This window comes from Geomicrobium sediminis, assembly GCF_016908595.1.
In the GTDB taxonomy this organism is placed as follows: domain Bacteria; phylum Bacillota; class Bacilli; order Bacillales; family Marinococcaceae; genus Geomicrobium_A; species Geomicrobium_A sediminis.
Genome location: NZ_JAFBEC010000002.1, coordinates 180826 through 194840 on the forward strand (window position 1 = coordinate 180826; position 14015 = coordinate 194840).

General features: G+C 42.7%; 12 protein-coding genes and 1 other annotated feature (1 of these 13 running past the window's edge). All 12 genes read right to left on the minus strand.

The features are described 5' to 3' along the window. Positions 1–63: 63 nt before the first annotated feature. Positions 64–1344, minus strand: coding sequence for an ATP-dependent protease ATP-binding subunit ClpX (gene clpX / locus JOD17_RS03795; protein WP_042419345.1), 1281 nt, complete (start codon positions 1342–1344; stop codon positions 64–66). Between the two features lie 207 nt (positions 1345–1551). Beyond that, the gene (locus JOD17_RS03800) at positions 1552–1692 is read right to left on the minus strand and encodes a ClpX C4-type zinc finger protein (RefSeq protein ID WP_081833577.1); all 141 of its coding nucleotides are present in this window, start codon (positions 1690–1692) and stop codon (positions 1552–1554) included. A gap of 112 nt (positions 1693–1804) precedes the next feature. Beyond that, complete coding sequence (tig, locus tag JOD17_RS03805; protein WP_204695778.1) at positions 1805–3124, minus strand: trigger factor; 1320 nt, start codon at positions 3122–3124, stop codon at positions 1805–1807. Positions 3125–3249: 125 nt separating this feature from the next. Next, on the minus strand, positions 3250–4251 hold the full coding sequence (locus JOD17_RS03810; protein ID WP_204695779.1) for a tetratricopeptide repeat protein: 1002 nt from the start codon (positions 4249–4251) through the stop codon (positions 3250–3252). 27 nt (positions 4252–4278) lie between these two features. Continuing rightward, on the minus strand, positions 4279–5703 hold the full coding sequence (locus JOD17_RS03815; RefSeq protein WP_204695780.1) for a sodium/glutamate symporter: 1425 nt from the start codon (positions 5701–5703) through the stop codon (positions 4279–4281). 226 nt (positions 5704–5929) lie between these two features. After that, positions 5930–6514 carry a 3-isopropylmalate dehydratase small subunit gene (gene leuD, locus JOD17_RS03820; protein WP_204695781.1) on the minus strand — a complete coding sequence of 195 codons (585 nt, stop codon included), beginning with the start codon at positions 6512–6514 and terminating at the stop codon, positions 5930–5932. 12 nt (positions 6515–6526) lie between these two features. Further along, the gene (gene leuC / locus JOD17_RS03825) at positions 6527–7945 is read right to left on the minus strand and encodes a 3-isopropylmalate dehydratase large subunit (RefSeq protein WP_204695782.1); all 1419 of its coding nucleotides are present in this window, start codon (positions 7943–7945) and stop codon (positions 6527–6529) included. A gap of 11 nt (positions 7946–7956) precedes the next feature. Continuing rightward, positions 7957–9027: a 3-isopropylmalate dehydrogenase gene (gene leuB, locus JOD17_RS03830; protein WP_204695783.1), complete on the minus strand. Its 1071-nt coding sequence runs from the start codon at positions 9025–9027 to the stop codon at positions 7957–7959. Positions 9028–9047: 20 nt separating this feature from the next. After that, positions 9048–10595: a 2-isopropylmalate synthase gene (locus JOD17_RS03835; protein WP_204695784.1), complete on the minus strand. Its 1548-nt coding sequence runs from the start codon at positions 10593–10595 to the stop codon at positions 9048–9050. Next, positions 10582–11604 (minus strand): ketol-acid reductoisomerase, encoded by a 1023-nt coding sequence (gene ilvC / locus JOD17_RS03840; RefSeq protein ID WP_169961706.1) that lies wholly within the window; start codon positions 11602–11604, stop codon positions 10582–10584. Before ilvC ends, JOD17_RS03835 begins: the two co-directional genes overlap by 14 nt. A 30-nt stretch (positions 11605–11634) precedes the next feature. Then, positions 11635–12153, minus strand: coding sequence for an acetolactate synthase small subunit (gene ilvN, locus JOD17_RS03845; protein ID WP_042359537.1), 519 nt, complete (start codon positions 12151–12153; stop codon positions 11635–11637). Further along, complete coding sequence (ilvB, locus tag JOD17_RS03850) at positions 12150–13874, minus strand: acetolactate synthase large subunit (RefSeq protein WP_204696069.1); 1725 nt, start codon at positions 13872–13874, stop codon at positions 12150–12152. Before ilvB ends, ilvN begins: the two co-directional genes overlap by 4 nt. A 102-nt stretch (positions 13875–13976) precedes the next feature. After that, positions 13977–14015, minus strand: a binding site (T-box leader) (it continues 207 nt past the right edge of the window).

A 14015-nucleotide genomic window follows, 5' to 3' on the forward strand; every position in this document is an offset into this window, starting at 1 on the left:
TGGACGTTTGTCTCTATCCAAATAAAAAAACCTGCAGATTAGAATCTGCAGGTCATCTCTCGTTTAAGCACTTTCTTTCGGTTGAACTTGATCGAGTGTAATGCTTTCTCCGTCCTTTGTCGTAAGGATTGGAGATGCATCGTGCAATACACAGTCTGCTGTAATTTGGCAATGACTGATATTGTCTTGAGACGGTAAGTCGTACATAACGTCTTGCATAATTGCCTCAATAATCGAACGAAGCCCTCTTGCCCCCGTTTTGCGCTCGATTGCTTTCTTTGCAATTTCACGAAGCGCCTCTTCCGTAAACTCCAACTCCACGTTGTCAATCTCTAACAAGCGTTGGAATTGTTTCACGAGTGCATTCTTTGGCTTCGTCAAAATTTCAACGAGTGCATTTTCATCAAGCATACGAAGGCTTGAAATCACCGGTAAACGACCGATGAATTCTGGGATTAACCCGTAACGAAGAAGATCCTCTGGCAATAACTTGCCTAGATAATCATCAGCGGTCATCTCTCCGCTATCACCTTCAGAACCAAATCCGATGACTTTCTTCCCGAGACGACGCTTGACCACTTGGTCAATTCCGTCAAATGCACCACCTACGATAAACAGTACATTGCTCGTGTCAATTTGGATAAATTCTTGGTGTGGATGCTTTCTACCACCTTGTGGTGGAACACTAGCTGTTGTTCCTTCAAGAATCTTGAGGAGTGCTTGCTGAACGCCTTCACCAGATACGTCACGAGTAATTGAAGGATTCTCAGATTTACGCGCAACTTTATCAATCTCATCGATATAGATAATGCCTTTCTCAGCTTTCTCTACATCGTAATCGGCAGCTTGAATCAGTTTAAGTAAGATGTTCTCAACATCCTCACCTACATAACCTGCTTCAGTAAGACTCGTTGCATCCGCAATTGCGAATGGCACATTAAGAATACGTGCAAGCGTTTGGGCCATAAGCGTTTTACCGCTACCGGTAGGTCCAATTAGACAGATGTTACTCTTTGAAATTTCAACATCGTCTCCACTCGTACTAACCGTTGAATTCACACGCTTATAATGGTTATAAACAGCTACTGACAACGCTTTCTTCGCGCCTTCTTGTCCGATGACATAATCATCTAAGATTGCATCAATCTCTTGTGGTTTCGGAACAGTTTCAAACTCAACTTCTTCGTCCGTTCCTAGTTCTTCTTCAACGATCTCCGAACATAATTCAATACATTCGTCACATATATAGACACCAGGTCCGGCAACTAGCTTACGGACTTGGTCTTGTGTTTTCCCGCAGAAAGAACACTTCAACTGACCTTTCTCATCGTTGAACTTGATCATGTTATTCACCCCTCTATTGTATAATGTAGACTACACCGAATTGTGACCCCGCGTCAAATCTTTCGATTTCCACCATAATTATACTGCCCATTCTTCAACAGCTTTACGTGGAGATGTGAGAATTCATTCGTGATTTTACAAAAATTCCAAGAAAAAAGCGGGCACAACAGTAGCGCCTCACACGATCAAACTATCGCTTAAAGATCATTATAACTGCTTTTGCGCTTGACTTACGCAACTGTTACAAATATAAACGCCAGGACCTGCGATCAGCTTCTTCACTTCAGATTCTTTCTTCCCGCAAAATGAACAGCTTAGCTCCGGGCGCTTCGTTGTTTCTTCAGTCATTTTGACTACCTTCTTTCTCAATTTACAGGAATATTAATAAAAGATCAAACCGTTCACCTTTTAATGAGATGGAAAAAGGCACGATGACGCTCGTGCCTTTTAATCCCATGCATTATTCTGCACTATTCTCTTCAACTTTATCAACTGTAACGCTTTGCTCAACAAGGAAATCAACCGCAGTTTGAATGCGAAGATCACCTTTAAGAGCCTCTACGCCACCTTGCATTGCAAGAAGTTGACGAATCTCTTCTTTTTCACGTTGATACATTTCAGCCATTTTGTCGAGCTCTTCTTCAACTCGCTCATCACTTGCTTCTAGGTCTTCAGCAACCGCAATTGCTTCAAGAACGAGGTTCATGCGAACACGCTTTTCAGCTTCTGGCTTGAATTGCTCTTTCATTCCTTCTGCATCTGTACCTGCCATTTGGTAGTACATATCCATAGAAATGCCTTGAGATTGGAAGCGTTGCTCCATCTCTTGCATCATACGATCCGTTTCAGTTTTGATCATTCCTTCTGGAATGTCAACTGTCGCGTTTTCAGTCGCTTTCTCAACGACTGCATCGTTATCGTGGTGCTCTTTTTCGTGCTCTTTGTCTTTTTGGAGTTGCTCTTTCTTCTTCGCTTTAAGCTCGTCCAACGTTTCGACATCTTCATCGACATCTTTTGCAAATTCATCATCAAGTGTTGGAAGCTCTTTGCGCTTTACTTCATGAACTTTCACTTTGAATACTGCAGGCTTACCAGCAAGGTCAGATGCATGGTATTCTTCAGGGAATGTTACGTTAACGTCTTTTTCTTCGCCAGCTTTTGCACCTACAAGCTCTTCTTCAAAGCCTGGGATAAACTGTCCAGATCCGATCTCTAATGAGTAGTTCTCAGACTTTCCGCCTTCGAACGGCTCTCCATCAACGAATCCTTCAAAGTCAAATACGAGTGTGTCGCCATCTTTAGCCGCATCGTCTTCAACGATAACGAGCTCAGCATGCTTCTCACGAAGTGACTCTAATTCTTTGTTAACGTCTTCGTCATTTACCGTTGTATCGAACTTCGGTACTTCAAGACCTTTGTACTCGCCAAGTTCAACTTCAGGTTTTACGACAACATTTGCAGTGAAAATAAGTGTTTTACCTTTTTCCATCTCTTTGATGTCGATTTCTGGTTGGTCAACAGGTTCGATTCCAGTCTCTTCAACCGCTTCAGAATATGCTTTTGGTAGAAGAATGTCTAGTGCATCTTGGTACAATGATTCTACTCCAAAACGTGATTCAAACAATTGACGAGGTACTTTCCCTTTACGGAATCCTGGTACATTGACCGTTTTTTTCACTTTATCAAACGCTTGGTCAATCGCAGCGTTGAATTCTTTTGCATCTACGTCTACAGTGAGGACCCCTTGGTTTCCTTCACCTTTTTCCCATTTAGCAGTCATTTATTGTGTTCCCTCCAAGTTTCATAGGTTACGCATCCATAATTACAACCATTACATTATAACATATTCGACCTTGTTTTCAATCAATGTCCGATAGAAAAACTTGCCTAAACATAAGTTTTCTATTAATTTGTCTGATGATGCGCTCGGAGAACTTCGACGACTTCTTGTAATTCCTGAACATCCGCACTATACGTGTGTGCAATTGTTTTAAGTTCGTCTTTTTGAACCATTCCAGCATACACCATCGCTTCAAAGTGTAGCGCTGCCGCATATGTATGAACATGAAAAGCCGGAAGTGCAAATGGATACTTATTAAACTTTACATACTCCCATAACTGCGTTGCCGTTTCGTAAAGTTGCGGACTCTCATTAAGAACGGTATGTTCGAGCAACTGGATAAGCTTTGCTTCCTTTTCAGCCTCATAGTCTTCGAATCCCTTTAGTTCGCTCGGAACGAACGAAAGCATAAGATCATCTTTGCTAACGGCAACTGACTCGCTCCAATCTTCATCTTTTAAATACAACAAGATCATCGTTTTTAATACTGGATTTTGTTCATCGTCAGCGAGCACTTTTTCAAGGGCTGACACCGACACAGCAACACTGTATTGCTTAATCTGTTGAAAAGCACCCATCTTTTCTTCTTCTGAACCGGAATACAAACGTTTTTGTAGATCTTCAGGAAGCTCTTCTCGTTCGACTTGAACGTCTGATTGCTGTTCCATCCACTCGGCATTTGTCAATATTTGTTGCATTTGCATGCGCTCTTCATCACTGATCGCTTCACTACGCAAAGAACGGTTGATCCACGCAATCGCTTCTGACCAGCGATTGTTTTCAGAAAGGGCGCTAATGATGATTGATACAACCTTCCCTTCTGATGAAGGTCGATTCTCAATCAAGACTTTGCCAAGTTCTAATACATCATCTGTCCGGCCTGCTTTTAAGTAAGCTAGCAAACAGCCGTACCCCGCATCATAATGCGCGGGGTCGACATCTAATAGAAGTTGGAACGATTCAATTGCTTCATTATAATTGTTCGTCTCCAATGCAAGCAGCCCTTTTTTGATGAGGTGCTCTTGCATGCCTGGAAACATAATCACTTTATTGTCATGTTTACTCATCATTCATCCTCTATTCATAAACGAACATTACTCACGCCGTTCATTCTGTTTGTTCTTACCGAAGTAAAGCACACCGAGCAACCAGAATGCAACGGTCAACAATGTCGTTGCGATTAAAAATGGAACGGCACCGAAGTTTATAATGAGCGGCATCGCTGCTGCCGTTACTAAACCACCACCGACCATCGGTTCAAAGAAGATCTGTTTGTAACCGAACGCTTTCATCGCAGGTGTCTTTTGTTCAGGGTCAACAATCTTCATAAGCATGATCCCTGTCGCTGCTACACCCATTGACTGACCGAAGTCACCAATACCACGTTCAAACCAGAAATGTGGAATCATTCGTGGTGCTAAATAAATAAACATAATAACGTTTAAGACAACACCAACGACAGCTAAAATGATGAACTCCCATAAGTTGTCTCCGATTACTTGTAAACTAAGCGTTGCTAATGCACTTACTATTAATAAATCCAAAGCTGTATTCTGAATACGACTCACAATTTGTCGATCGACGATGTCATTTTTATCATATCTCGACATAAAGACTTGCACGATAATTCCACCGATCATCGCAAATGGAAACAGAGGGACATGGGCAATAATCTCTACACCGGTATCTAACCAAAGAACTTCTTCCACCCAAACTAAAGCTTCTAATATCCAGTAACCAATGAAGATTGATAAACCAACCAAACCGATATGAAGCGCAAGTGGTTCAATAGAAACCGTAGATGTTGTCATTTGCCCTGCGGGTTCACGACGATCTTGGTCTAATATCCCCGTTTGTTGATCAACCGAGATGTCATCTGGGTGTTGCAACGTTTCAGACTTCCCTTTTCTTGCTGCAATATTAAGCATCACTATACCGATGACGACACCAGATAAGATTCCGACGGTTGCTAACCCGACAGCCAGATCATAACCTTCCGGGAATCCTAACGATTCAAATGTATCTGAAAGACCTGCTGCAGTACCATGACCACCTACGAATGAAATTTCAATTAAAGCACCTGCTGCTGGGTTTGTGCCAAACAACGGCGTTAAAATGATCAACACAATCGCCATACCTACTGCATATTGGGCCCAAGAAATCGTATAGCCGAGTGCGACTTGCGGTCCACCGACTTTCCAAATTTCTTGAAGGCGCGGTAATGCAAACCCGATAAAAAGACTGGCAAAGACGACGTTAATTAATAATCCTGGAAGCTCTGCCCACACCTCATAAATTCCTTCAGTAAAAATCCCATAAGGCATTACTTCTTCGCCTGTGACTGGTGTAATAATTCTTCCAATAACTTCTGGTCCTAATAGAAGTGCAAAGAAACCACCAAGCAATGAACTAGGTAAAAACAGTCGTTGAAAAACGGGAACCCGCAAACGGATCCACTTTCCAATAATAAGTACAATACTAATTACCATTAAGGCAAACGCTACAATTTCAACTGTCATTCAACCACATCCTATTCATTTGTGAACCTCGCTTCTCACACGTGTACATACGTATGTATGATACCTCTTTACCACTTCGTCATTCATTTAAAACAACATAATTCCGTGAGGATAAAAATGGAGGTTTATCTAGTAACAAGAACGGTGTAATTTTTTTCTACATGTTTACCTTATTTTTTTCCAAAGTAAAAAGCCAACAGAAAATCTGCTGGCTTTTGTGCGACTATTATTGGGTTGCTTGCTCATATTTAGCAATGTGATCACTGTATTGAAGTGTTAATCCAATCTCATCTAATCCGTGAATCAACATGTTTTTCCAATACTCGTCAATGTCAAACGTATGAATCCCGCCTTGGTCATCTTCGATCACTTGCTCTTCAAGGTTCACCCGTAATTGTAGTGTTCCTTCTTCAAACCTCTCTTCCCAATTCCGAACGACTTCAAGAGGCATTCGAACAGGAAGTAGACCATTTTTGAAACTGTTGTTGTAAAAAATATCACCGAAGCTTGGTGCAATGACGACTTTAAAGCCGTAATCTTGAAGCGCCCAGGCTGCATGTTCACGAGATGAGCCACACCCAAAGTTTTCATCTGCAACGAGAATTGTCGCATCTTTTGCACGCTCGTAGTTCAATGGAAATTCAGGATCTGGCTGATCGTTTTCAAGTAGTCGCCAATTGTAAAATAAAAACTGTCCGAAACCTGTACGTTCTACCCGTTTCAAAAACTGCTTCGGTATAATTTGATCGGTATCGATATTGACATAAGGAAGTGCTGCTACAGTTCCAACGTGCGTAGTGAATTTTTCCATTCTATCCCCTCCTTACGATGACGCCGGTATGGCATCTAGCTTTCTAACATCTACGAAATGTCCATGAACCGCCGCTGCAGCTGCCATAATTGGGCTCATTAAATGCGTTCGTGCATTTTTCCCTTGTCGCCCTTCAAAATTTCGGTTGGACGTTGATGCACAACGCTCTCCTGCAGGAACTTGATCAGGATTCATCCCTAGACACATGCTACAACCTGCATCGCGCCACTCAAATCCCGCTTCAATAAAAATGGTTGCCAAGCCTTCTTCCTCTGCTTGTCGTTTCACTTTCACACTACCAGGGACGACAAGAGCTCGAACAGATTTATCCACTTTCTTTCCTTTTATATAGCGTGCAGCTTCACGCAAGTCACTAATGCGAGCATTTGTACACGAACCTAAAAATACGTGTTGGATTTTGATGTCTTCCATCTTCGTACCTGGTTCGAGCCCCATGTACTCAAGTGATTGTTCAATTGCACGACGCTCAGTATCCGTTGTGCCATCTTCTGGTGAAGGTACAGCACCGTCAATTGTCACCCCTTGGCCAGGGTTCGTTCCCCAAGTAACCATTGGCTTCACTTCACTCGCATCTAAAACGAGTGTTGAATCAAATTTCGCATCAGGATCACTGGCAAGTTGCTTCCACTCTTCAACGATTACGTCGTATGCATCACCATCAGGCACATGTTCTCGTCCTCGTAGATAGTCAAACGTTACTTGATCAGGGCTAATTAACCCAGCACGAGCACCGCCTTCAATGGACATGTTGCAAATCGTCATGCGCTCTTCCATCGTCAAGCCTCGAATGGCTTCTCCACGATATTCAACGACATGACCTGTTCCGAAATTCACTCCGTATTTAGCAATTAGAGCTAAAATAATATCTTTTGCAGAAACGCCATTCTCCAAGCGACCGTCAATCACGACTTCCATCGTTTTCGGTCGATCTTGCCAGAGTGTTTGTGTTGCCATCACATGTTCTACTTCGCTCGTCCCAATCCCAAAAGCTAGCGCGCCGAATGCGCCGTGAGTTGACGTATGACTATCTCCACAAACGATCGTTTTTCCAGGTTGAGTGAGTCCAAGTTCTGGTCCAATAATATGAACAATACCGTTGTTTGGACTGTTCAAACCTGCCAATTCAACCCCAAAGTTATTACAATTTTCAACGAGCACATCGATTTGCTTTTTCGCAATCTTATCAGTGATCGTCTCACGATCTTTCGTAGGAATATTATGGTCCATCGTTGCATACGTCAAATCAGGTCTACGAAGTTTACGATTGTTAAGTCGTAGCCCTTCAAACGCTTGCGGTGACGTCACTTCATGAATAAGGTGCAAGTCGATATAGAGTAAGTCTGGCTTACCTTCTTCTTCGTAAACTTTATGACGTTCCCAAACTTTTTCAATGATCGTCTTTCCCATCACACGACTCCTCCTTATCGTAATGCTTTTATGACTGCTTCTGTCATTTCCGTCGTTGTAGAAACAGCACCTTGCTCAGTTGCAATATCTTTCGTTCGATACCCTGCTTCTAACGCTTTCAAAATAGCATCGTCAATGGCTTTTGCTTCGTCTTCCATCTCAAACCCGTATTTTAAAAGCATCGCAGCAGATGCAATAGCAGCTAAGGGATTTGCAATATTCTGACCTGAAATATCTGGAGCAGATCCGTGAATCGGTTCAAACAAACCGACACCTTGGTCTCCTAAACTTGCAGATGGCAACAGCCCTAGTGAACCGGTCAGCATTGAAGCTTCATCACTTAAAATGTCACCGAACATGTTCTCTGTCAAAATAACATCGAACTGGCTTGGTCCGTGAATGAGCTGCATGGCAGCATTATCAACGAGCATATGCTCAACCGTTATGTCAGGGTAATCTGTTTTCATACGATCTACTACTTCTCGCCACAATCGACTCGACTCCAATACGTTTGCCTTATCGACAGAAACGACACGTTGATCTCGTAATTTAGCAGCTTCAAATGCTTTTTTAGCAATGCGAGTAATTTCCGACTCTGAATACGTTAACGTATCCAGCGCTTGCCATTCACCATTTACTTGTTCACGTTCGTGTTTACCAAAGTAAATGCCACCTGTCAGTTCACGCATAATCAGTACGTCCACATCTTCAACAACTTCTCGTTTCAGTGGAGATGAATCAAGTAGAGGACCATACGCTTTGACCGGACGTAAGTTCGCAAACAGACCCAAATTCTTTCTCATTGCAAGCAAGCCCTTTTCAGGCCTTAGAGCAGGTTCATTTTGATCCCATTTAGGACCGCCAACCGCTCCTAATAATACCGCATCACTCGATTTACATAGTTCCTCAGTTGAAGAGGGGAAGGGGTCTCCTTCTTCATCAATGGCGACCCCTCCAATGTTTCCGTAATGGAATTCAAACTGTTGATTCGTATTTTTTGCAACGGCTTTTAGAATGTGAACAGCAGCTTCAGTAACTTCTGGTCCGATACCATCGCCTGGAAGAACTGCGATTTTCTTTACCATCATTTCCCCTCAATTCTTTATTACACTAACTCTTCGATCGGTTCTTTTGTTGGATTACCACTAATAATTCGGTTTACTGCATTTAAATAAGCAAATGCAGAAGCTTCTAGCACATCATGCGCTGTACCGCGCCCAAGTGATGACTCGTCATTGTAAGTGAGGTGTACAACAACTTCAGCAAGCGCGTCTTCTCCACCTGTTACGGATTGGATTCGATAATCTTCAAGCTGTATCGGTTCACCGATTAATCTCGAGAGTGTGTTATAAACGGCTTCGACACTTCCTTTACCCGTCGCCGCTTCTTGAATTTCTTCACCGTCTGGTGTGCGAACAATCACGGTCGCCGTTTGAATGACGTTCTCTTGAGTTGCAACATTCACTTGTAGGCTTTTCAGCTCATACATACCATTTTGACTACCTGATTTCTCTGCTGTTAATAAAGCAAAGATATCATCATCTGTCACGCTTTTCTTTTTGTGTGCAAGGTCTTTAAATGCTTTAAATACACGTTTTAAGTCGTCTTCTTCTAACTCAAAACCGAGTTCGGTAATTTTTGTTTTGAAAGCATGCTTGCCAGAGAGCTTTCCTAGCGGCAAGCTATTTTTCTCAACACCAACGAGCTCTGGCGTAATAATCTCGTACGTTGTGCTCTCTTTAAGCACGCCGTCTTGGTGGATGCCAGATTCATGGGCAAATGCATTTGCACCAACAATTGCTTTGTTGCCAGGCACGATCGTCCCAGTCAACTTACTAACGAGATTACTCGTGCGCTTTAATTCGTTAAGCTTTAGCGTTGAGTTTGCCGCGTAATAGTCTTTTCGAATTTGCAGTGCAACAGCAATCTCTTCTAAAGACGCATTTCCTGCTCGTTCTCCAATGCCATTAATCGTACACTCAACTTGGTCGGCGCCACCTTCGATTGCGGCTAATGAGTTTGCAACAGCCATCCCTAAATCATCATGGTTATGAGCAGATAGCTTAATCTTCTCTACATCATGAACATGTTGCTTCATATGTTGGAACATCGCTTTAATTTCATTAGGTGTCGTGTAACCTACCGTGTCTGGCAAGTTGATCACATCAACACCTGCTCGAATGACTTCAGACGAGATCTTAGTTAGAAAATCCCAACTCGTACGACAAGCATCCTCTGCTGAAAACTGTACGACAGGAAACTTCTGTTTCGCATAGCGTACAGCTTCTACAGCAGCATCAAGCACTTCTTGTTGTGTCATTAATAGTTTGTGCTTAATGTGAATGTCAGATGTCGCAATGAAAATATGAATCCTCGGATTAGCTGTATCTTTTAGTGCTTCGTATGCAGTGTCGATATCTTTTTTCACGACACGAGAGAGCCCAGTAACGGTGCTGTTTTTTACCGCCCTTGCAATCTTTTGAACCGAGTGAAAGTCACCTTCATTCGAAGCAGGAAAACCTGCTTCGATAATGTTTACGCCTAAACGATCGAGCTGTTTAGCGATTTCGAGCTTTTCATCGAGATTCAAATTCAAGCCTGGTTGTTGTTCTCCATCTCGCAATGTCGTATCAAAAATATCAATTTCCCGCACGCGAAATCACTCCTTTTTGATCGTGTTTTACAAATGGCATCATTTCACGAAGCTTTTGCCCAACTTCAGTTAGTTGATGCTCGTGCTCACGCTTGTTGATTGCATTGAACTGAGGGCGGTTCGCTTGGTTTTCAACAATCCAACCGTGTGCAAATTTCCCTGTTTGAATGTCTGTAAGAATTTCTTTCATTGCAGCTTTCGTCTCATCCGTTACAATCCGTGGTCCTGCAACAAAGTCACCCCACTGAGCTGTATCTGAAATTGAATAGCGCATGTACTCAAGTCCACCTTCGTACATCAAATCTACGATGAGTTTCAATTCATGAAGACACTCGAAGTACGCAACTTCAGGTTGATATCCAGCTTCTACAAGTGTTTCAAAACCTGCTTTTACGAGTGCCGATGTACCACCGCAAAGTACCGCTTGCTCACCGAAAAGATCCGTTTCTGTTTCTTCTTGGAATGTTGTTTCAATGATCCCTGCGCGACCTGCACCAATTTGCTTCGCATAAGCGAGTGCGAGTTCTTTCGCTTCACCGTGTGGATCTTGATAGATTGCATAAAGCGCTGGTACTCCCGCACCAGATTCGTACGTACGACGAACGATGTGACCAGGTCCTTTAGGTGCTACCATAAAAACATTGATGTCTTCAGGTGGTTGAATTTGACTAAAGTGAATGTTGAAACCGTGTGCGAATACGAGTGACTTACCGCTCGTCAGCGCTGGTTTAATTTGATTTTCATAGATTGATGGTTGAGCTTCATCTGGAAGTGCAAGCATCATAATGTCCGCTTTTTCAGCTGCTTCACTTACTTCATATACGTGGAAACCGTCTTCCTCTGCCTTCTCCCAAGAACGTCCGCGACGAAGACCGATAATGACATCTACTCCGCTTTCCTTCATATTTAATGCGTGTGCGTGTCCTTGTGATCCATAACCAATTACTGCAACTGTTTTACCTTCTAGTGCTGATTCGTTGATGTCGGTGTTGTAATATACTGTAGCCATTTTTATCTCTCCTATTTTGTAGTTTATTTTTTATTGAATAAAGGAATACTTTAATTCTTGAGATTGCGACTTCGAACTTCTCTTAAGAGCTGTTGCGCCTGTTCTTGCTAATTCTTTAATACCGTAAGGTTTTAACAAATCAATGAGCGCTTCGACTTTTTGATGGTCACCTGTCACTTGGAGTGTCACAGAGTCTCTTCCTACATCAACAATCGATGCTCGAAACGGTCTCGCGAGCGTTTCAATTTCACTGCGATTTTGCGGCGTACTAACGACCTTTATTAATGCAAGCTCGCGAGCAACAATTGTGTCCCCTGAAATGTCTCTTACTTTTAAGACATCAACTTGTTTGTTTAACTGTTTAATTACTTGGTCAAGTGCCCGGTCGTTATCGACGTTTACAACAAACGTCATTCTAGAAATTTCAGGGTTTTCGGTTACACCGACTGTGATGCTTTCAATGTTAAATTGACGTCTAGCAAATAAACCCGTAATGCGATTTAAAACACCGGAAGAGTTATTAACCGTTGCAGTGATGGTGCGGATCATGGTTTAACCCCCTCCATTTCTTGATGCCCTTTCCCAGGTGCAATCATCGGATAGACATTTTCTAAAGATGTGACACGAAAATCAAAGAGAACCGGGCCATCCATCTCAAGCCCTTTCTTTAAAACATCTCGAGCTTCATCTGGGTTCTCCACTTTAAAACCTGGTATGTTGTACGCTTCAGCTAATTTAATGAAATCAGGCTGAATCGGAAACAATGAATGAGAATATCGCTCTTCATAGAACAATTGTTGCCACTGTCTAACCATACCGAGCGAAGCGTTGTTTACGATGACAATTTTCACGGGTAAATTCAGCTCTTGAAGAATCGATAACTCTTGCAATGTCATCTGGAATCCAGCGTCGCCAATGACTGCAACGACAGCTTTGTCAGGTTTAGCAAATTGTGCCCCGATTGCTGCTGGAAAGCCAAAGCCCATCGTGCCAAGTCCCCCTGATGTTACCCAATGGTCTGGCTCATCAAATTGATAGTACTGTGCAGTCCACATTTGATGTTGCCCAACATCAGTTGTAACAATTGCTTCACCATTTGTTTCCTCATAAATCAATTCAAGTAGCTTTTGTGGCTTTAATGTTTCACCGTCTTCTTCGTACCACAGTGGATTTTCTTCTTGATACGATGTGAGGTGTTCATGCCACGCTTTAAACCCGTCGTTCTCTTCTTTACTAGCATTTAGGATCTCAAGTGCTCGCTTGGCATCACTTACAATCGGAATATCCGTGTCGATGTTTTTACCAATTTCAGCTGGGTCTACATCAACATGTGCGATCGTGGCGTTCGGTGCAAAATGATCAAGATTACCAGTAAGGCGATCATCAAATCGTGCTCCGATGTTGATTAATAGATCACTTTCATGAAGTGCCATGTTCGCTGTATACAACCCATGCATTCCTGCCATTCCAAGTGAAAGTTCCTCAGATTCAGGAAAACTTCCAAGTCCTAAAAGCGTTGTAACAACTGGAATGTTCCGAGTTTTTGCGAAAGTCGCCAGTTCAGATGATCCACCTGAAAGTAAAACCCCTGCTCCTGCAAGAATGACTGGACGCTTCGCTTCTTTAATCGCCGCGTTCAGTTTTTTAATTTGTAATCGATTAGGCTGCACAGTCGGTTGGTATCCAGGCAAATCAATATGCTTTGGATAATTAAATGTTCCGACATTTGTAGATACGTCTTTTGGAAGATCGATGAGTACTGGACCTGGTCGACCGGTTGTCGCAATATGAAAAGCTTGCTTCATTACGGTTGGTATATCTTGAACGTCACGAATTTGGAAGTTGTGTTTCGTAATTGGCATTGTAATTCCAACCATATCAGCCTCTTGAAAAGCATCTGTACCAATAACACTTGTAGCAACTTGACCTGAAATGACGATCAGCGGCAAAGAATCAATCATTGCATCAGCAATACCCGTTACGACATTCGTAGCGCCAGGACCTGATGTGACGATGCATACACCGGCTTTCCCTGAAACCCTTGCATACCCTTCCGCAGCGTGAACGGCACCTTGTTCATGACGAGCAAGAATGTGACGTATCCCCTTTTTGTAAATCTCATCATAGGTTGGCAAAATTGCACCGCCAGGATAGCCGAATATGATATCGACTCCCTCTTCAACGAGAGATTGCAGAATCATCTGACTGCCACTCATTTGCGTATCTGTTTGTTCGGCAGCTTGCGTCTTCGCTTCCACCTCGAGATCCATACTCATCTCTTTTCCTCCTTCATCGCGTATCGTAATCTGTCCACTCAACATTTACGAAAAAATAAAATAAAAAAACCTTTCCATCCCTCACGTCTGTTCGACAAAAGGGGCGAAAAGGTTTCGCGGTACCACCCTAATTCC

Bases quoted from the DNA above. Each gene is read 5' to 3' on its own strand.
- clpX (WP_042419345.1), bottom strand. From the start codon at position 1,344: ATGATCAAGTTCAACGATGAGAAAGGTCAGTTGAAGTGTTCTTTCTGC.
- JOD17_RS03800 (WP_081833577.1), bottom strand. From the start codon at position 1,692: ATGACTGAAGAAACAACGAAGCGCCCGGAGCTAAGCTGTTCATTTTGC.
- tig (WP_204695778.1), bottom strand. From the start codon at position 3,124: ATGACTGCTAAATGGGAAAAAGGTGAAGGAAACCAAGGGGTCCTCACT.
- JOD17_RS03810 (WP_204695779.1), bottom strand. From the start codon at position 4,251: ATGAGTAAACATGACAATAAAGTGATTATGTTTCCAGGCATGCAAGAG.
- JOD17_RS03815 (WP_204695780.1), bottom strand. From the start codon at position 5,703: ATGACAGTTGAAATTGTAGCGTTTGCCTTAATGGTAATTAGTATTGTA.
- leuD (WP_204695781.1), bottom strand. From the start codon at position 6,514: ATGGAAAAATTCACTACGCACGTTGGAACTGTAGCAGCACTTCCTTAT.
- leuB (WP_204695783.1), bottom strand. From the start codon at position 9,027: ATGGTAAAGAAAATCGCAGTTCTTCCAGGCGATGGTATCGGACCAGAA.
- ilvC (WP_169961706.1), bottom strand. From the start codon at position 11,604: ATGGCTACAGTATATTACAACACCGACATCAACGAATCAGCACTAGAA.
- ilvN (WP_042359537.1), bottom strand. From the start codon at position 12,153: ATGATCCGCACCATCACTGCAACGGTTAATAACTCTTCCGGTGTTTTA.
- ilvB (WP_204696069.1), bottom strand. From the start codon at position 13,874: ATGGATCTCGAGGTGGAAGCGAAGACGCAAGCTGCCGAACAAACAGAT.